This window comes from Arthrobacter sp. K5 (genome assembly GCF_040448525.1).
GTDB classification, from domain to species: Bacteria; Actinomycetota; Actinomycetes; order Actinomycetales; family Micrococcaceae; genus Arthrobacter; species Arthrobacter globiformis.
This window is the reverse complement of the sequence record NZ_CP159279.1, coordinates 4,808,536-4,826,874: the sequence shown is the minus strand read 5'-3', so window position 1 is coordinate 4,826,874 and position 18,339 is coordinate 4,808,536. Positions and strand designations below refer to the sequence as shown.

Annotated in this window: 19 protein-coding genes; 5 read left to right on the top strand and 14 right to left on the bottom strand. The window is 67.4% G+C overall.

The genetic code is table 11. The features are described from left to right. Positions 1-2: 2 nt before the first annotated feature. The 4 genes from ABRP34_RS21955 to ABRP34_RS21940 are packed head-to-tail and all read right to left on the bottom strand — an operon-like array spanning position 3 to position 4,036. On the bottom strand, positions 3-1,694 hold the full coding sequence (locus tag ABRP34_RS21955) for a ribonuclease J (RefSeq protein WP_003798770.1): 1,692 nt from the start codon (positions 1,692-1,694) through the stop codon (positions 3-5). Between the two features lie 44 nt (positions 1,695-1,738). Further along, a complete protein-coding gene (gene dapA, locus ABRP34_RS21950; protein ID WP_003798773.1) occupies positions 1,739-2,647 on the bottom strand; it encodes a 4-hydroxy-tetrahydrodipicolinate synthase in 909 nt (302 codons plus the stop codon). 18 nt (positions 2,648-2,665) lie between these two features. Then, positions 2,666-3,607, bottom strand: coding sequence for a carbon-nitrogen hydrolase family protein (locus ABRP34_RS21945; protein ID WP_353711773.1), 942 nt, complete (start codon positions 3,605-3,607; stop codon positions 2,666-2,668). A 9-nt stretch (positions 3,608-3,616) separates the two neighbouring features. Continuing rightward, positions 3,617-4,036: a hypothetical protein gene (locus tag ABRP34_RS21940; RefSeq protein ID WP_353711772.1), complete on the bottom strand. Its 420-nt coding sequence runs from the start codon at positions 4,034-4,036 to the stop codon at positions 3,617-3,619. Positions 4,037-4,254: 218 nt separating this feature from the next. Here ABRP34_RS21940 and ABRP34_RS21935 point away from each other — a divergent pair, with 218 nt between their 5' ends. Continuing rightward, a complete protein-coding gene (locus ABRP34_RS21935) occupies positions 4,255-4,836 on the top strand; it encodes a dihydrofolate reductase family protein (RefSeq protein WP_353711771.1) in 582 nt (193 codons plus the stop codon). A gap of 61 nt (positions 4,837-4,897) precedes the next feature. Next, positions 4,898-6,133, top strand: coding sequence for a heparan-alpha-glucosaminide N-acetyltransferase domain-containing protein (locus ABRP34_RS21930; protein ID WP_353711770.1), 1,236 nt, complete (start codon positions 4,898-4,900; stop codon positions 6,131-6,133). Positions 6,134-6,155: 22 nt separating this feature from the next. On the opposite strand, the gene ABRP34_RS21925 is transcribed toward ABRP34_RS21930, so the two are convergent. The 7 genes from ABRP34_RS21925 to ABRP34_RS21895 all read right to left on the bottom strand — a co-directional run bounded on the left by ABRP34_RS21925 (position 6,156) and on the right by ABRP34_RS21895 (position 11,798). Beyond that, positions 6,156-6,644, bottom strand: a complete 489-nt coding sequence (locus ABRP34_RS21925) for a hypothetical protein (protein WP_307101067.1) — start codon at positions 6,642-6,644, stop codon at positions 6,156-6,158. 4 nt (positions 6,645-6,648) lie between these two features. Continuing rightward, positions 6,649-7,407: a 4-hydroxy-tetrahydrodipicolinate reductase gene (gene dapB, locus ABRP34_RS21920; protein ID WP_307101065.1), complete on the bottom strand. Its 759-nt coding sequence runs from the start codon at positions 7,405-7,407 to the stop codon at positions 6,649-6,651. Positions 7,408-7,524: 117 nt separating this feature from the next. Next, on the bottom strand, positions 7,525-8,025 hold the full coding sequence (locus ABRP34_RS21915) for a molybdenum cofactor biosynthesis protein MoaE (protein ID WP_003798786.1): 501 nt from the start codon (positions 8,023-8,025) through the stop codon (positions 7,525-7,527). Then, a complete protein-coding gene (locus ABRP34_RS21910) occupies positions 8,015-8,542 on the bottom strand; it encodes a MogA/MoaB family molybdenum cofactor biosynthesis protein (RefSeq protein ID WP_353711769.1) in 528 nt (175 codons plus the stop codon). Before ABRP34_RS21910 ends, ABRP34_RS21915 begins: the two co-directional genes overlap by 11 nt. Continuing rightward, the gene (gene moaC, locus ABRP34_RS21905; protein ID WP_353711768.1) at positions 8,539-9,033 is read right to left on the bottom strand and encodes a cyclic pyranopterin monophosphate synthase MoaC; all 495 of its coding nucleotides are present in this window, start codon (positions 9,031-9,033) and stop codon (positions 8,539-8,541) included. Before moaC ends, ABRP34_RS21910 begins: the two co-directional genes overlap by 4 nt. Beyond that, positions 9,021-10,310, bottom strand: coding sequence for a gephyrin-like molybdotransferase Glp (gene glp, locus ABRP34_RS21900; protein ID WP_353711767.1), 1,290 nt, complete (start codon positions 10,308-10,310; stop codon positions 9,021-9,023). Before glp ends, moaC begins: the two co-directional genes overlap by 13 nt. 66 nt (positions 10,311-10,376) lie before the next feature. Continuing rightward, a complete protein-coding gene (locus ABRP34_RS21895; protein ID WP_353713444.1) occupies positions 10,377-11,798 on the bottom strand; it encodes a molybdopterin-dependent oxidoreductase in 1,422 nt (473 codons plus the stop codon). 268 nt (positions 11,799-12,066) lie between these two features. On the opposite strand from ABRP34_RS21895, the gene moaA reads away from it, so the two are divergent. The 3 genes from moaA to ABRP34_RS21880 all read left to right on the top strand — a co-directional run bounded on the left by moaA (position 12,067) and on the right by ABRP34_RS21880 (position 14,000). Beyond that, complete coding sequence (gene moaA / locus ABRP34_RS21890) at positions 12,067-13,263, top strand: GTP 3',8-cyclase MoaA (RefSeq protein ID WP_353711766.1); 1,197 nt, start codon at positions 12,067-12,069, stop codon at positions 13,261-13,263. 3 nt (positions 13,264-13,266) lie between these two features. Beyond that, positions 13,267-13,533 carry a MoaD/ThiS family protein gene (locus tag ABRP34_RS21885; RefSeq protein WP_353711765.1) on the top strand — a complete coding sequence of 89 codons (267 nt, stop codon included), beginning with the start codon at positions 13,267-13,269 and terminating at the stop codon, positions 13,531-13,533. A gap of 185 nt (positions 13,534-13,718) precedes the next feature. Next, a complete protein-coding gene (locus ABRP34_RS21880; RefSeq protein ID WP_353711764.1) occupies positions 13,719-14,000 on the top strand; it encodes a hypothetical protein in 282 nt (93 codons plus the stop codon). Positions 14,001-14,016: 16 nt separating this feature from the next. On the opposite strand, the gene ABRP34_RS21875 is transcribed toward ABRP34_RS21880, so the two are convergent. The 3 genes from ABRP34_RS21875 to ABRP34_RS21865 all read right to left on the bottom strand — a co-directional run bounded on the left by ABRP34_RS21875 (position 14,017) and on the right by ABRP34_RS21865 (position 18,296). Further along, on the bottom strand, positions 14,017-14,478 hold the full coding sequence (locus ABRP34_RS21875) for a DUF1579 family protein (RefSeq protein ID WP_003798803.1): 462 nt from the start codon (positions 14,476-14,478) through the stop codon (positions 14,017-14,019). Positions 14,479-14,493: 15 nt separating this feature from the next. After that, entirely contained in the window at positions 14,494-15,837 is a 1,344-nt protein-coding gene (locus tag ABRP34_RS21870; protein WP_003798805.1) for a pitrilysin family protein, read from the bottom strand. A 194-nt stretch (positions 15,838-16,031) separates the two neighbouring features. Beyond that, the gene (locus tag ABRP34_RS21865; protein ID WP_353713443.1) at positions 16,032-18,296 is read right to left on the bottom strand and encodes a polyribonucleotide nucleotidyltransferase; all 2,265 of its coding nucleotides are present in this window, start codon (positions 18,294-18,296) and stop codon (positions 16,032-16,034) included. Positions 18,297-18,339: the final 43 nt, after the last annotated feature.

Below are 18,339 nucleotides of genomic sequence, written 5' to 3'. Positions count from 1 at the left end.
GGTTAGGCCTCCAGGACCACCGGGATGATCATGGGGCGCCGGCGCAGCTTGCGGTTAACCCACGTGCCCACGATCCGGCGGACGATCTGCTGCAGCTGGTGGTTGGTGTGGTCAGCGTTGCTGAGCACCGCCTCCTCCAGTGCGGCGTTGATCTTGGGAATGATGTCGTCGAAGACTGAGTCATCCTCGGCGACGCCGCGGGCGTGGATCTCGGGTCCGGAGACAACCTTGCCATTCGCCCGGTTGATGACCGTGATGATGGAGATGAAGCCCTCATCGCCCAGGACACGGCGGTCCTTGAGGTCGGCGTCAGTGATTTCGCCGACGCTGGAACCGTCCACATACACGAAACCGACCTCGACCTGGCCCACGATGTCGGCCTGGTGGTCCTTCAGGTCGATCACGGTGCCGTTGTCTGCAAGCAGGATGCTCGCAGTCGGAACTCCCGACTCCTCCGCGATCTTGCCGTTGGCGATCAGGTGGCGCGTCTCGCCGTGCACCGGCATGGCGTTGAGCGGCTCGAGGATGTTGTAGCAGTAAAGCAGTTCCCCTGCCGCGGCGTGGCCGGACACATGGACCTTGGCGTTGCCCTTGTGGATCACGTCGGCGCCGAGCTTCAGCAGGCCGTTGATGATGCGGAAGACGGCGTTCTCGTTGCCGGGAATGAGGCTGGAGGCAAGGATGACCGTGTCGCCCTGGCCCACCACCACGCGGTGGTCTCCGTTGGCCATGCGTGAAAGCGCGGCCATGGGCTCGCCCTGGGAGCCGGTGGACATCAGCACCACGCGGTTGTCGGGCAAAGTGTCGATGTTCTTCAGGTCCACCAGGATGCCGTCCGGCACGTGCAGGTAGCCGAGCTTGGCGGCGATGGCCATGTTCCGCACCATGGAACGTCCCACGAAGGCGACGCTGCGGCCGTGCTTGGCCGCGGCGTCCAGGACCTGCTGGACCCTGTGGACGTGCGAGGAGAACGATGCGACGATGATGCGCTTGGTGGCTTGGCCGAAGAGCCGGTCCAGGGTGGGACCGATCTCCTTCTCGGCGGTGGTGAAGCCCGGAACGTCGGCGTTGGTGGAGTCGGACATGAACAGGTCCACGCCTTCTTCGCCCAGCTTGGCGAAGTGCCGGAGATCGGTGATGCGGCCGTCGAGGGGAAGCTGGTCCATCTTGAAGTCGCCCGTGTGCAGCACCGTGCCGCCGGCCGTGCGGATGAAAACGGCCAAGGCGTCCGGGATGGAGTGGTTGACAGCAACGAACTCGCACTGGAAGGGCCCGAACTGCTCCACCTGCCCCTCGGTGACGGAGAGCGTGTAGGGCTTGATCCGGTGTTCCTGCAGCTTGGCCTCAACCAGCGCCAGCGTCAGCTGGGAGCCCACGAGCGGAATGTCGTTGCGGAGCCGCAGCAGATACGGAACGGCTCCGATGTGGTCCTCGTGGCCGTGCGTGAGGACCACGGCGACGATGTCATCGATCCGGTCCTCGATGTAGGAGAAATCGGGCAGGATCAGGTCAACGCCGGGCTGGGTTTCCTCGGGGAAGAGGACACCGCAGTCGACAACCAGCAGTTTGCCGTCGATTTCGAACACAGCCATGTTCCGGCCAATCTCGCCCAGCCCGCCCAGCGGAACAATCCGCAGGGTGCCTTGGGGAAGGCGGGGAGGCGTAACGAGGCCGGGGAGGGCTACTTGGGTCATAATGCACTTCTTTCCAGACGGAAGAGAGTGCCGGTCTTAGTCCGTCAGGAAAAGACCAGCCCTCCTTCCGCCAAGTCCTCGCGGATGGTTTCGATCTCGGCTTCGTCCGGCTCCACGAGGGGCAAGCGGACAATCGAGTTGGGCAGGACTCCCTGCCATTTAAGAATTTGCTTCGCGGCAACGGCACCCTGGACACGGGTCATCGTTGCGCGCACTACCGGTTCAAGTTCGAAGTTGATCTTGCGGGCCGTTCCGAGGTCGTTCGCGTTGATCGCGTCGATGAGCTCGCGGAAGCGGCGGGTGGCGACGTGCGTGGTGACACCCACCAGGCCGACCGCGCCCAGGGCCATCCACTGCAGGGTCAGTCCGTCATCGCCGGAGTAGAAGGCAAGGTCAGTCTCGGCCAGAACGCGGGTGGCCGCAGCGAAGTCGGCCTTGGCGTCCTTGACGGCCACGATGTTCGGGTGCTGGGCCAGGCGGATCATGGTGTCCGGCGCTATCTCGATGGACGACCGTCCGGGGATGTCGTAGAGCATGACAGGCAGGTCCGTGGCGGATGCGACCGTCTCGAAGTGCGCCCGGACACCGGCCTGGCTGGGCTTGTTGTAGTACGGCGTGACGATCAGCAGGCCGTCGACGCCCAGCTTCGCGGCTTCCTGGGACAGGTGCACGGAGTGCGCGGTGTCGTTGGTTCCGGTACCGGCGATAACGGCGGCACGCCCGCCAACGGCTTCCATCACGGCGCGGAACATTCCGAGGTTTTCCTCGTCGGTGAGGGTGGACGTCTCGCCGGTGGTTCCCGTGACAACGAGGCCGTCGCAGCCGTCGTCAACGAGCTTGCTGGCCAGTTCCGCGGCCTGCTGGTAATCGACCTTGCCGTCAGTGGTGAACGGGGTGACCATGGCGGTCAGGAGGGTGCCCAGGGCAGGAATGTTCGCGGAAGTGTCAGCCATGGGAAAAACGTTACCCTGTCACGTGCAGGTTAGGACAATGGCCGTCGCGTGATGAACGTCAAATTCCGGCGCGAACGCTAGCCGCGGTACCGGCCCAGGGAACCCCGCCGCAGGACAGCGGTGACCACTTCCGTCCCCCCACCGCCAGCCTGTTGCGTCGACAGCCCGTCCGGCCCCCAGAAACCACTCAGGCCGCAGGATGGCCCCAGCGGCGTGCGGCCACCGAGGTTGGCAAGGACGCCGTACATGCGGTTGTCCATGGCCCGCGCTCCAAGATGCAGCCCCAGCCGGTGGCCTTCGTCCTGTGTAGAGCGCCGAGACGGCATACACGTCGGCTCCGGCAGCAGCAGCAGCCCCAGAGTGCGCCGGATGGGCAGCATCGAAGCAGATGGCCAGGGCAACCTTCCAGCCGTCCACGTCCAGCAGGAGCGGCTCCTGCCCTGGTTCAGACCCCTGCTCCGGCCCGAACCTCTGTCCTGCTTCGATCCCCAGCCCTCCTTCGAACCTCTTCCCTTTTTCGATTCCGGGCCCTGCTTCAAACAGAGACTCCTCGTCGCCGTGCAGGTACGTCTTGAAGCCAGCCTCTTCCGCGCCGTTCGGGTGGATAGCGAGGGAGGCGAGCCGGGGCGTCCCGTCCGGCTCCCGAAACGGCGCGCCGACGACGGCGGTGACGCCGGTCCTGCGGCAGATCTCCCGGATGGGGTCCAGACGAGGATCCCCGGGCGCCACCCACTGGCCCCCGTCCGGCTGGCCCCCGCCCAACTGGCCCCCGCCCGAGTGGTCGCTGCCGCGGAGCAGCCGCAGGTTGTACCCCGTGAGGGAGAGCTCGGGAAACACCACCAGCCTGGCACCGTGCGAGTCGGCGTCCTCGATGAGGCGCACATGCTCAGGCACATTCGCGTCAATGCCGCCGTCCAGGGCCGCGTACTGGATGGCGGATACGGTCAGCGGTCCGGTCACGAGCCCATCCTAGGCGGGGTCTGCCCCCGAGCAGTACCGCTCTACGGCCAGCTCCCGCAACGATTCGGCCCATAGGGTGAGGCGCTGCGCGGCGCGGACATAGTGGAACAGCTCCGTGGGCGTCAGTGCATCGATATCCGTTTCCGACAGCCGGCGTGCCAGTTCCGCACCCGGCGCCTGGTCGGAGAGTGCGACGCCTTCCCGGCCCCACTGGATGTCCTCGGCTGGCTCCCCCGCCACGAGCTGCCGGAAAAGGAAGTCCACCACGCCGGGGCTCATCGCTTTCAGCGGATCACCCTTCACCGGATCAACCCGGAGCGGGTCAGCCCGGAGCGCAGGGGCCTTGAGGGGGTCACTCCTGAGCCGCTGCCCGCCCGGCTCGCGCCCTTCCAGCTGGTGGCCTGCCGGACGCCCTGATGACTTCTTCATGCCGGCAATACTATTCGAACATATATTCGAATACAAGGTTGCGCCCAGACCAATCCTGAACAAGGAGCCAATCCTGAATTGGGGGTGCGACAGTCGGTAGTCCACGCCATGTCTTGGCCTGCCCCGCCGTCTAGTCCTGTCCCGCCGGATCCCCGAGTGCTTGACTGGAAGCTACGACGGCGACCTGCCGCCTTCCGCCGTCAGCTGGAGGTGCCCGAATGCGCAAGATCATCCTGATGATGTCGGTGTCCCTGGATGGATTCTTCGAGGGGCTGGACCGGGACATCAGCTGGCATGTGGTGAACGACGAACTCCTTCGCCACCTCAACGAGCGGTTCCGGACGATGGGTGCCTTCATGTCGGGGCGCATCACCCACGAGTTGATGGCCGGTTTCTGGCCCACGGCCGACCAGAATCCCGGCCTCTCGGCGCCCATGGCCGAGTTCGCCGGGATCTGGCGGGAGATGCCAAAGTACGTGTTTTCGCGGACCCTCACGCGGGCCGCCTGGAACACGACGGTGATTCACGACGTCGTGCCTGAACAGATCGCGGAACTGAAGGCCCAGCCCGGCGGCGACATCGCCCTTAGCGGCGCCAATGTGGCGTCCGCCTTCATGCGGCAGGGCCTGATCGACGAGTTCCGGATTCTCGTTCATCCCGTGGTTCTGGGGCGCGGCCGGCCGCTGTTCGAAGACCCCGATATCGGGGTGAGCCTTAAGCTCGAGGGAACGCGGTCGTTCGGCAACGGCGTTGTGTTGCTTCATTACTCGAGCCATGGTGACTCGAGCGACGGTGACTAAGGCCCGAAGCCAGCCGTTCACGAAAATCAGGCCTGCACAGCGGATATGAGACGATCACATCATGACCTCGCGGAGCACGGCTGCATCGTCCAAGACAGCTAAGAGGCCGGCGGCCGGCGTCCGATTGGCCGGTATCGATGCTGCCCGCGGTCTGGCCCTCCTGGGCATGATGGCCACGCACCTGCTCCCGACCTTCGAGGCCAATGCCGCACTGACCCCGACGTGGGTGGGCCTGACGTTCTCCGGCCGTGCCGCCGCCCTGTTTGCCGTGCTCGCTGGCATTGGGCTCGCCCTGTCCACCGGCAAGCAACAGCCTCTTGACGGCCCCGCACTGACGGCGGCACGGCGCGGCATCGCGATGCGCGCCCTGGTGATTGCCGTCGTCGGGCTGGCGCTCGGCGGGCTTGACGTCAACATCGCGGTGATTTTGGTGCATTATGCCGTGCTGTTCCTGTGCATTCTGCCGTTCGTCGGGCTGCGGCTGAAGTCCTTGTGCGCCTGGGCAGCAGGTTGGATCCTGCTGTCCCCGTTGCTTGCCTTCCTGCTCCGGCCTTGGCTCATGGCCGCAGATCCGCCGCTGCAGCTCAACCACAACCCGGGGTGGGAGGACTTCACCACTTCGGGCCAGCTGCTGGGCGACCTGTTCCTGACGGGGTACTACCCGGTGTTCCAGTGGATTTCGTATCTGCTCGTGGGGCTCATCATCGGCAGGCTCGCGCTGACCGCGGCAATAGTTCCGGTGTTGCTGCTGCTCGGCGGCACGGCCGTGGCGGCATTCTCCAAGGTCCTGGGCACAGCGGCGATGGAGCAGTGGGGCGGCCGCGCCGCCCTCCAGGAGATCCTCACGGACCCCAGCTATCCGTTGGACAGCCTCCTGCAGGTCAACCTCGCCGGTGTCCGGCAGGAGGGATCGTGGTGGTGGCTTGCCGGCAGCGCGCCCCATTCCGGAACCACCCTGGACCTGCTGCATACCAGCGGCGTGGCGGCTGCCGTCGTCGGCCTTTGCCTTCTGGTGGGCAGGCTGGGGCAGTGGCTCGCCCTGGACCTGCTGCTTCCGCTGCGGGGACCGGGTGCCATGACGCTGACGCTGTACACCGCCCACGTTTGCGTGGTGGCGTCGTTCCATCTCAAGCCATTGCCCGTGGGCTGGACCGAAGACGGGATGTACTTCGCACACGCGGCATTGGCCGTGATGATCGGGATGGTCTTCGTAATCCTGAAATGGCGAGGTCCGCTGGAATGGCTCGGGCATGCCGCCAACCAGGTGGGCCGGCACCAGCCCGCCAGGATCCGGTAACTTGCGGGCCAGGATCCGGTAGCTACCGGGCCAGTGCGTCGCCGGAGGCGCGGAACAGCCGCACGGCATCCCGCATGGAGGAACGTGCCCGTTTCCGGTCACCCGACGCGTCGTAGGCGCAGCTGAGCCGGAACCAAGACCGCCAGTCGTCCGGGGCGGCTTCTGTTTCCGCCCGGTACTTCTCGAACTCCTGGTCGGCGGCGGCCCGGATGATCCGGCCAGCCGGCGTGCGTGGCAGGTTGTCCTCCGGCAGGCCGCCTTCGGCCTCCAACACACGTGCCATCTGCTCGGTCCGGGCGCCGAAAAGGAGTTCCCGGATCAGGGCCCAGGCGCCAATCACCGGCAGCACGAGGTACGCCGCGCCGATGGCTTTGGCCACCGGCTCGGCGTCGGTCAGCAGCAGGACGGAGCGCTGGAAGGACACCACGAGATAAAAGACCAGCAGGAGCGTCACAGCGCCTACCCAGATCTTGGTGCGGTTTGTCCTCAGCCAGCCAAGAAGCGGTTTCACCGGGTTACAGCCCCAGGTCCAGGTAGCCGTCCAGGCCGACGGTGAGCCCCGGGTGCGCTGCGACGTTCCGCACGCCCAGGAGCACGCCGGGCATGAAGGAAGCCCGGTCGAAGGAATCGTGACGGAGCGTCAGCTGCTCCCCCGGGCCGCCGAGCAGGACTTCCTGATGCGCCACGAGTCCCCGGAGCCGGACGCTGTGCACGCGCACGCCGTCCACCTCGCAGCCGCGGGCGCCGGCCAGTTCAGTGGTGGTGGCATCGGGGCTGGGGCCGACGCCGGCCGCCTCGCGTTCCGCTGCCACCAGCTGGGCGGTGCGCACGGCGGTACCCGACGGCGCGTCCACCTTGTCCGGGTGGTGGAGTTCGATGATCTCCACGGATTCGAAGTACTTGGACGCCTTGGCGGCGAACGCCGAGGTGAGCACGGAGCCCAGGGCGAAGTTGGGTGCAATCAGCACACCGACCTCCGGGTGGCCGGCCAGCAGGGTCTCCAGCGACTCCAGCCTGCCCAGGTCCCAGCCCGTGGTGCCCACCACGGCGTGCATGCCGTTTTCAACGGCGAAGCGGACGTTCTCCTCGGTGCTCTCCGGAACGGTGAGGTCGACGACGTACCGGGCGCCGGCGTCGAGCAGGGAATCGAGGGAGTCACCGCGTCCCAGCGCGGCGACGAGCTTCATGTCGGGAGCGGCCTCCACAGCTTTGACGGCCTCGGCGCCCATGCGCCCGTTTGCGCCCAGAACGGCGACAGGAAGTTGTTGGGTCATGGATTCAACACTACCGTTCGGGGGACCGCCGGACGGAACCGGAGCGCATGCGTTACCTCACGCGTGTGCCCTCCAGTCCCCTGCGCTGCGGTCCGTTTACTCCCCGGCGCTGTGCCCCTACTCCCCGGCCCCGACCCACTCAACGGTGCCGTCGCTGAAGAACTGTTCTTTCCAGATCGGCACCTGCGCCTTGACCCGGTCCACCAGCTCGGAGCACACGGCGAAGGCCTGCCCGCGGTGGGCGGCCGATACCGCGCAGACGAGGGCGGGGTCGCCGATTTCCAGCGGGCCCACCCGGTGCGCGACCCAGATCCGGACCGGAGGAACCGCGCCGGCACCATCAGCACCGCCAGACGCAGCGCCGTCGGCGCCAGCCGCCCCGGCCTGCTCCGCCACCAGCTGCGCCACGACGTCGTCCAGCACCTTCCGCGCCGTGGGGTGGGCGGTGTAGCTGAGCCGGTCGACCGGCTTGCCGCCGTCGTGGTTCCGGACCACGCCGCTGAAGCTGACCACCGCTCCGGCGGTCTCCGACTCCACGGCGGCGATGGCCTGGTCCACGGAGATGGGTTCGCTGCTGAGCACTGCGGTTACTACTTCGAACGAAGCCTCAGTGGCCATGTCCGCCCTCCAACTGGTCGCATAGGTGCCCGATCACCGGATCCAGGACGGAGAGACCGTCCATGACCCCCTTGGGTGATCCGGGCAGGTTGATGATGAAAGTCCGGCCGGCCGAACCGGCATGTCCGCGGCTCAGCATGGCATGGGGCGTCTTCGCCGTTCCGAACTGGCGGATGCCCTCCATGATGCCGGGGATTTCACGGTCCAGGAGCGGCAGCGTCATTTCCGGCGTCTGGTCGTCCGGGCTCAGGCCGGTCCCCCCGCTGGTGATGACGACGGCGGGTTCCTGGGTCAGGAGCGCACGGATCGCCGCGCCCACCGGTTCACCGTCGGGCACCACCATGACCGGGTACGGCACGAAGCCGTGTTCGGCGAGCCAGTCTGTGATGACGGGCCCGGTCTCGTCCTGGTAGACGCCCGAGGCGGCACGCGTTGAGGCAATGACGACGCCGGCCTTCCGGCCCTGCACGTCGCCGTGGACGTGCGGTGCCGCGGTATTCGAAGGATGGTTGCTCACAGGGCCCAGTCCCCGCTCTTGCCGCCGCTCTTGGCCAACACCCTGATGTCCGTGAGCACGGCGTGTTTATCCACGGCCTTGATCATGTCGTAGACGCTCAGCGCCGCCACGGAGGCGGCAGTCAGTGCCTCCATTTCGACGCCGGTCACGCCGCGCGTCTTGACGGTCGCCAGGATGTCCACCGTCTCGGGTCCGAGTTCGAAGTCGACGGTCACCTTGGAAATCGGGAGCGGGTGGCACAGCGGGATCAGCTCAGGCGTTTTCTTGGCTGCCATGATCCCGGCAACCCGGGCAACGGCCAGTGCGTCGCCCTTGGGCAGGCCGCCACTGCCCAGCAGAGCCAGGACCTCGGCGGTGCTGCGGACCGTCGCCGTGGCCGTGGCCTCGCGCGTGGTCTCCGGTTTTCCTGAGACGTCCACCATTTGGGCTGTGCCGTCACGGCGAAGATGGGTCAGGGCGCCGTGGTCATTATCTGCAGTCACAGCATCCATACTTCCACCTCGGCGCCCTCGTCGAGAGCGGCGGTGCCCACTGGCACGTGGACCAGGGCATTCGAGTGGGCCAGTGCCTGCACCAAATGCGAGCTTTCGCCGCCCTGCAGCCGGACTGTGCCGTCAGCCTGCAGGGACCCGCGCCGGACCTGGTGCTTGCCCGGCGGGGAAGACAGCGACTGGGCCAGCCGTGCCCGCACCGCGGGCCTGGGCGCGGGCGCGCCAAACAGTTCGCCCAGCACCGGGCGGAGGAACATTTCAAAGGAGACGAGGCAGCTGACGGGGTTCCCCGGAAACGCAAGGAGGGGGACGCCGTCGAACGTTCCCAGCCCCTGGGGGCCGCCGGGCTGCATCGCGACGTGCTGGAAGGCCACGTCCTGGCCGTCCATGGCCTGCCGCACCACCTCGTACGCGCCCTTGCTGACTCCCCCGGTGGTGACAATCAGGTCCACAGCGGACGTGTGGGTGCGCAGCAGCGTCCGCAGGGCGTCCGGGCTGTCGGCGGAAATGCCCGCCCTGGTCACGTCAAGTCCTGCCTGCCGCAGCGCGGATTCCAGGAGGGTGCCGTTGGCGTCGTAGATCTTGCCGTCGCCCAGCGGTTCTCCGGGTTCCACCACTTCATCGCCTGTGGTGACGAGCAGGACCGAAAGCTGCTTGCGCACCAGAACCTCGGGCAGCCCCAGCGCGGCGAGCAGGCCCAGCTGCGCCGGGCCCAGGCAGGTGCCCGCGGCCAATGCCTGCTGGCCGGCGTCGATGTCGCTCCCGGCGGTGCGAATGAACGTCCCGGCTGCCGTGGCCTGCAGCCTCACCTCAGCCTCTTCCCCTGCCGCCGGAAAGATGGAGGGGACGGCCCGTTCAACGGGTACGACGGCGTCTGCCCCGTCGGGCACCATGGCACCGGTCATGATGGGCACGGCGGTGCCGGGCTGCAGGGGCGCGGGTTTCGCGCCCGCGGGCACCGGAGCCGCCACGCGCAGGTCCGCCCCGCCGTCGGGCACGTCGCCGGAGCGGATGGCAAAGCCATCCATCTGGGAGTTCGGAAACGGGGGCAGGCTCAACGGCGCGGTGATGTCCTCCGCCAGTCCTCGGCCCAGCGCCTGGACCAGCGGCAGCCTCTCAGTCCGTTCCGGGGACAGCAGCGGTTCGAGGAGCTCCCTGACCGCCTGCCGGTGGTCTGCAACGCTCCGGTGGGCGCCGTGATCGTGCGTGCCGTGTTCGTGGGTGCCGGCGTCGCCGGAGGGTGGGGCGGCAGCGCCGGCAGCGCCGGCGTGGGGCATGGCGGATCGTACGGCGCTATCGCCGTGCGGCTGCGAATGGCTGTGCATGGTCCGGCCTTTGGTGGGCTACGTTTTCACGTCCACTCTAATGGTGTGGAAGCCCGTGGCGCCGTCCGGTGCCACCGAACGCTGTTCCTCCGTCTGTTCGGTGCCTTTGAGGTCCGTGGCCCGCACCTGGACCTCATGCTGCCCGGGCTGAAGGTCAATGCCGAGCTGCCACTGGTACCACGTGTCCACCGAGATGCCCGGAGCGAGCCTGGCCGGCTGCCAGTCGCCCCGGTCCACGCGCAGCTCGACCTTGCCGATTCCGGTGTGCTGTGCCCAGGCCACGCCGCCGAACACCACAGTCCCGGGCTGGATAGAGGCGCCATTCCGCGGCACGTCGATGCGGGATGAGATCTTGATGGGGCCGCGCTCGGACCAGCCGCGCGGCGTCCAGTAGGCAACGTCGTCGGCGAACCTGGTGACCTTGAGTTCGGTGAGCCACTTGGTCGCCGAGACATATCCGTACAGTCCGGGGACGATCATCCGCACGGGGAAGCCGTGTTCGAGCGGGAGCGGCTCGCCGTTCATGCCCACGGCGAGCAGCGCATCACGGCGGTCGGTGAGCACCTCCAGCGGCGTGCTGGCCGTAAAGCCGTCCGAGCTTCGGGACAGGACCATGTCCGCGTCCGGCTTGGGACCGGCCATGGCCAGCAGCTCCCGTACCGGCCAGCCAAGCCAGCGGGCATTGCCGATCAGGTCGCCGCCCACCTCGTTGGACACGCAGGCGATGGTCACGTGCCGCTCGATCAGGGGCTTCGCCAGCAGGTCCTCGAAGGAGACCTCGACCTCCCGTTCCACCAGCCCTGTGACCTTAAGCCTCCACTCGCGGGAATCGAGCACCGGAACGGACAGTGCGGTGTCAATGCGGTAAAAGTCAGGGTTGGGTGTGACCAGCGGCGCCACCCCGGCCAGCCGGATGTCGGCGCCGGCCGGAATGGGCGGTGCCGGGGACTGCGGTGCGGGCAGCCGCAGGGTCCGGCGGACCTCGTTGACGCCTGCGGCCCCGCCCCGCCAGACGGTGACTACGGCGCCGCCCACCAGGACGCCGGCCGCGGTGCCTCCCAACAGCTGGAAGAAGCCCCGCCGGGCCGGCCGCGGCCCAGTGTCCCCGCCACGGTCTGTGGCAGCCAGGCCCCTGACCAGCTTTAGCAGCACCGCCGTTCCGATCCCGGCCGCAAGGAGCGGAAGAACGACGGCGGCGGCGGTCACCTGGGCGCGGGTCAGGACCGCGGCCAGGCCCACGACGCCGAAGACGGCAAAGACGACGGCACCCGCGAAGCGCCGGCGCAGCTCGAGGACACCTGCCGCGGCGGCGAAGACGGCGATTCCCAGCGCCATGCCGGCCAGCAGGGCAAGCTTGTCCGCTGTTCCGAAGAGGGAAACAGCCCAGTCCTTGACACCCGGCGGGACCGCGTCGATGACGGCGCCGCCCAGGGCAGTCATGGTTGAAAGTGAAGGACTGACGAAGCCGGCGATGAGTTCGCTGGCGACGAGTCCGGTGCCGGCTGCCACAACGCCTGCGGCCGCCGCCCACCGGCGCCGGTGCCGGTTTGGCTCATGGGAACCGTTCACCCTTCCAGCATAGGTTCATCAGCGCTTTCCGCCACCGCAGTCATCCCTGGCCGCTGCGCGTCGCCGGAGGCCGCAGCGGCAGCCCAGTCACGAACGCGGCGGGTGTGATCGGCGGGCCGCAGTGGCGTAGCCTGAAGTCATGAGTGTTCAGCTTGGCCTACCGCAGCTCCGTGAAGGAGGCGCACCCGGTTCCGGTTCGCAGCCCCTTCCGGTTGAGCGCCCGGACGGGATCCCCGCCCGCCGCCCGGCTGACGCTCCCGCCGGCCTTGCGGACCGCTACGGCCGCAGGGCCACGGACATGCGGCTTTCGCTCACGGACAAGTGCAACCTGCGGTGCACGTACTGCATGCCCGCCGAGGGGCTGGAGTGGCTCGCCAAGCAGGCAGTCATGACCGGTGAGGAAATCGTGCGGATCGTGGGCATCGGCGTGAACCTGCTGGGCGTGCGCGAGCTGCGGCTGACCGGCGGCGAGCCGCTGGTCCGCGCCGACCTTGTGGACATCATCGGTGCGCTGCGCCAGGCACACCCGGAGCTTCCGATTTCCATGACGACGAATGGTGTCGGGCTGGACAGGAAGGCTGCAGCCCTCAAGGCCGCCGGGCTGACCCGCATCAACGTTTCCCTGGACTCGCTGCACGAGGAAACTTTCACCAAACTGACCCGGCGCCCGTTCCTGGACCGGGTCCTCGCCGGGGTGGACGCCGCCTGGGCCGCCGGACTGGGACCCGTGAAGCTCAACGCCGTGCTGATGCGCGGCATCAACGACACCGAATCGCCGTCCCTCCTCGCCTGGGCGCTGGAGCGTGGCTACGAACTGCGGTTCATTGAGCAAATGCCCCTGGACGCGGACCACGGCTGGACCCGCCGGAACATGATCACCGCTGCCGAGATCCGGGAACTCCTCTCCGAGGAGTTCGTGCTCAGCCCGGATCCGCGGGCCCGCGACGGGGCACCGGCGGAACGCTTTGAAGTACGACGCCGGACTGGTTCCGGCAGTTCCGGTGATTCGGGCGGTTCCGCTGATTCAGCCGGCGCAGATTCACACGGCCCGGTGCTGGGTACTGTGGGGATCATCGCCTCGGTCACCGAGCCGTTCTGCTCCGACTGCCGGCGGACGCGGATCACCGCCGAAGGCAAGATCATGAGCTGCCTCTTCTCCCGCGAGGAATTCGATCTGCTGGGCCTGCTGCGGCAAGGGGCCGGCGACGAGGAGCTCGCCGAACGCTGGCAGGATGCCATGTGGCTGAAGCCCAAAGCCCACGGCATGGACCACGTGGGCCTCGACGCTCCGGACTTCGTCCAGCCGGACCGCAGCATGAGCGCCATCGGAGGCTGATCCTTGAACGTACGATACTTCGCTGCCGCACGCGCCGCGGCAGGCGTGGATGAAGAGCGCTTCGAACTTCCCGCCGGCTCCACGGTGGAGTCGCTCCTCGCCGCCGTGCTCAACGTCGAACGCCCTGGGCCGCCGGCCGGAACGCCGCCGCTGGACAGGATCCTGGCCCGCAGCAGCTTCCTGCTGAACGAGGTCGCCGTCCGGGACCGGACCACCGTCCTGGCAGCCGGCGACGTGGTGGACGTCCTGCCGCCCTTCGCCGGCGGCTAACCCAGCCGGGTCGCAGCAGAGGGCCTTCCCAGCCGTGGGAACACCCTGTGCTGCTACCTTGTTGGGTGGTGCGGGAGTGGGTGGTAAGGCCGGGTGCCGGGACCTACCATGGCACTACCTCGCCATTTCACCGCGTTGGAAACGGACCGCGCGGGGAGTGGAACGCTGGCCAAAGGAGACCGGAAATGTTCACCCTGCAGATCGAGCACGCCATCAAGGACTTCGAATCGTGGAAGGCGGTCTTTGACCGCGACCCCGCGGACCGGGCGGGCTCCGGCGTCGTAGCCCACCGGATCGGCCGCCCGGTGGAGGACGACCGGTACATCGTGGTGGAGCTGGACTTCGAGCGGCGTGACCAGGCCGAGGACTTCCTGGCCAAGCTGCGCGAAAAGGTATGGAACTCCCCCGGCGTCGCACCGGCCCTGTCCGGCACCCCGCAGACACGGGTCATCGAACTGGTGGGCTGAGCGCCGGGTACCGGCTTTAGGCGCGGTGGCAGATCGAGGTCATGAACGGCTGGAAGCCCTGGGCCTCCCCCAGCCGCAGTTCCGCCGTGTGGGTCAGCACGCCGTCGTCCACCCTGAAGGTGTGCCGGGCGGTGCCGCGGTCGCTGTGCCGCTCCACCGTAAGGGTGGAGTCGTGCCAGACGCCACGGGCCGGGGCCGCCGGGGGCTTGCCCATGCTGTCGACGTAGTACCAGAGCGTTTCGTCGTGGTCCGGGTCCACTGTGAAGACGCCGTGCCCTTCGAAGTGTGTGCCGTCGGCTTCGGTGTGGCGGTAGGACTGGACGACGGCGAACCCTCCGGCCGCGCGGGTAAACGTCACCTCCGCGGTGGCCGTACGAGCCGGACCCCACGGCGAGGCAGCCAGTTCAGTGGTTCCCAGCCAGCGGCCAACGAAGATCTCGAGCGCTTCGTGCGCTGTTCCCGGCTGCGGCTGGTCCATTGTCTCTCCCCGAACTCAGAGCCCGAAGGTTTCCGATTCGTCGAAGGGGCCGACCACCGTCACGGTTCGGGGCGCCGCGGCCAGCTCGCTGGCCAGCTCCTGGACCTGTTCCGCCGTCACGGCCTTAATGAGGCGCAGGGTCTCGTCGATGTCCTGGTATTCACCGGAGACCAGCTCGGCGCGGCCCAGCCGGGACATACGGGAGCCGGTGTCCTCCAAGGCCAGGACGATCCCGCCGCAGAGCTGCCCCACCGCCTTGCGGAGCTCGTCCTCGGAAATACCGCCGGCCGCGAGGCTGTCGAGTTCGGCGCCGAGGAGTTCCAGCACCTGGCGGACCTTGGTGGGCGTGCAGCCGGCGTACATGCCGAAGTAGCCGGCGTCGGCGTAGGACGAGGCGAAGGAATAGGTGGAGTACACGAGTCCGCGCTTCTCGCGGATCTCCTGGAACAGCCGTGACGACATCCCGCCGCCGAGCACGGCGTTCAGCACGCTCATGACATAGCGGCGTTCATCGGTTGCCACGATGGTGGGACAGCCCATGATGATGTTGGCCTGTTCCACCGGGCGGGTGACCACGTGCAGTCCCGCGGTGCCGGTGATCTCTGCGCGCTCGGTGGAGCGACGCTCCACGGGAGCCGCCCCGGCCTCAAGGGACCACCCGGCTGAGTGGAGCGCATCCACCACAAGCCGGCAGACGACGTCGTGCTCCAAACCGCCGGCGGCGGTGATCACAAGCTCGTCCGGGCGGTAGTAGCGCCGGTAGTGGTCCCAGACGGAGTCGCGCGCCACTGCGCGGATCGCATCCGGAGTGCCGCCAATGGGGCGTCCCAGCGGATGGGTGCCGAGCACGGCGGCCACGAAGTGTTCATGCGCCACGTCCGTGGGGTCGTCGCTGTCCATGGCGATTTCCTCGAGGATGACGTCCCGTTCCTGCTCCATCTCGGCGGGATCCAGCACGGCGCCGGTGATCATATCGGCGATGACGTCAATGGCCATTGGCAGGTCCGTATCCAGCACGCGGGCGAAGTAGCAGGTGCTTTCCTTCGCGGTGGCGGCGTTGGATTCGCCGCCCACCTCGTCAAAGGCGGAAGCGATCTCGAGGGCGGTGCGCCTCTTGGTGCCCTTGAACAACAAATGCTCAAGGAAGTGCGTCGATCCGTGCTGCCCCGGCGCTTCGTCGCGTGACCCCACACCCACCCAAAAGCCGATGGTGGCTGAACGCTGCCCCGGCATGGCCTCAGTCAGCACGCGAACCCCGCCGGGGAGGACCGAACGGCGGACTTCCGAACCGCCGTCGGCTCCGTGGATCAGGGTGTCGCCGGGGTGGTTCTGCTCCAGCGGCAGGGGTACGACAGTCATCAAGGCCTTTCGGGAAGCGGAGCCAAATCTGCCTGCAATCGTACCAGCGGGCCCGCCGACGGCGTGGCTCTGACGTGGGCTGTTTTGCCGCCGCAAGCGGGGGTTGGGTGGGGGTTAAACGGAGCGGGGCCGGTGGTACAACCAACGGCCCCGCCCTATGGGATCCGGCAGCACTCAGCTGCCGGAGCCCGGAACTACTCGGATGCGTCCGAGCCTTCTGCCGGAGCCGCAGCGTGAACGCGGTCGGCCTCGCCGGCGCCTTCCTCTTCAGCCACAACGGGAGACAGGGACAGCTTTCCGCGGTCGTCGACCTTGGTGATCTCGACCTGGATCTTCTGGCCCACGGAGACGACGTCCTCGACGTTGTCCACGCGCTTGCCGCTGGCGAGCTTGCGCAGCTCGGAGATGTGCAGCAGGCCGTCCTTGCCCGGGGTCAGGGAGACGAATGCACCGAAGGTGGTGGTCTTGACGACCGTACCCAGGTAGCGTTCGCCGATTTCCGGGACCTGCGGGTTGGCGATGGCGTTGATCGCGGACCGGGCGGCGTCTGCCGACGGGCCGTTGGTGGCGCCGATGTACACGGTACCGTCGTCCTCGATGGAGATGTCCGCGCCGGTGTCCTCCTGGATCTGGTTGATCATCTTGCCCTTGGGGCCGATGACCTCACCGATCTTGTCCACGGGGATCTTGACGGCGATGACGCGCGGAGCGAACTCGGAGAGCTCATCCGGGGTGTCGATCGCGGCGTTGATGACCTCGAGGATGTGGAGTCGGGCCTCGCGGGCCTGCTTCAGCGCTGCTGCCAGCACGGATGCCGGGATGCCGTCGAGCTTGGTGTCCAGCTGGATGGCCGTGACGAACTCGGACGTACCGGCAACCTTGAAGTCCATGTCACCGAAGGCATCTTCGGCGCCAAGGATGTCGGTCAGCGCTGCGTAGCGGGTCTGACCGTCCACCTGGTCGGAGACCAGGCCCATGGCGATGCCGGCGACGGCGGCCTTCAGCGGAACACCGGCGTTGAGCATGGACAGCGTCGAGGCGCAGACCGAGCCCATGGAGGTGGAGCCGTTGGAGCCAAGGGCTTCGGACACCTGGCGGATGGCGTACGGGAACTCCTCGCGGGACGGCAGCACCGGCACGAGCGCGCGCTCGGCCAGGGCACCGTGGCCGATTTCGCGGCGCTTCGGGGATCCGACGCGGCCGGTCTCACCGGTGGAGTACGGCGGGAAGTTGTAGTTGTGCATGTAGCGCTTGCGCGTTACCGGCGACAGCGAGTCGATCTGCTGTTCCATCTTGAGCATGTTCAGCGTGGTGACACCCATGATCTGGGTTTCGCCACGTTCGAAGATGGCAGAGCCGTGAACGCGGGGCAGGACCTCGACCTCGGCGGTGAGCTGGCGGATGTCCGTCAGGCCGCGGCCGTCGATGCGGATCTGGTCCTTGAGGATACGCTGGCGGACAACGTGCTTGGTCACGGAGCGGAAGGCTGCGGACAGCTCCTTCTCGCGGCCTTCGAACTGGTCGGCGAGGGAGCCAACAACCTCGTCCTTCAACTCGTCGGCTGCGTTGTCGCGGTCCTGCTTGTCGGCGATCTGGAAGACAGCGGTGAGCTTCTCCGCCGCAGCAGACTCGACGGCGGCGTACACGTCGTCCTGGTAGTCCAGGAAGACGGGGAACTCGACTGTGGGCTTGGCGGCGCGGGCTGCCAGGTCCTGCTGGGCTTCGCAGAGAGCCTTGATGAACGGCTTGGCAGCCTCCAGGCCCTCGGAAACAACCTCTTCGGTGGGGGCGGTGGCGCCCTGTTCCTTGATGAGGTTCCAGGAGTTGTCCGTGGCTTCGGCCTCGACCATCATGATGGCGACGTCGTCACCGGCAACGCGGCCGGCAACGACCATGTTGAACACTGAGTTCTCGAGCTGGGAGTGCTTCGGGAAGGCAACCCACTGCGAACCCTGCTCGTCGGCGACGAGGGCAACGCGGACGCCGCCGATCGGGCCGGAGAACGGCAGGCCGGAGAGCTGGGTGGACATCGAGGAAGCGTTGATGGCCACGACGTCGTAAAGCTCGTCCGGGTTGATCGCCAGAACGGTGACGACAATCTGGACCTCGTTGCGCAGGCCCTTGACGAACGCGGGGCGCAGCGGGCGGTCCATCAGGCGGCAGGCCAGGATCGCTTCGGTGGACGGGCGGCCTTCACGGCGGAAGAACGAGCCCGGGATGCGGCCGGCGGCGTACATGCGCTCTTCGACGTCCACGGTCAGCGGGAAGAAGTCGAAGCCTTCACGCGGGTGCTTGCCGGCGGTGGTGGCGGAGAGCAGCGCGGTGTCTTCGTCGATGTACACCATGGCTGCGCCGGCCGCCTGCTTGGCAAGACGGCCGGTTTCGAAGCGGATTACACGCTTGCCAAAGCGGCCATTGTCAATGACTGCTTCTGAGAACTGGATTTCGGGACCCTCCAAGAGAGTCACCTCCGTTTCATGTGTAACGGAAGTCCAGCCGCAT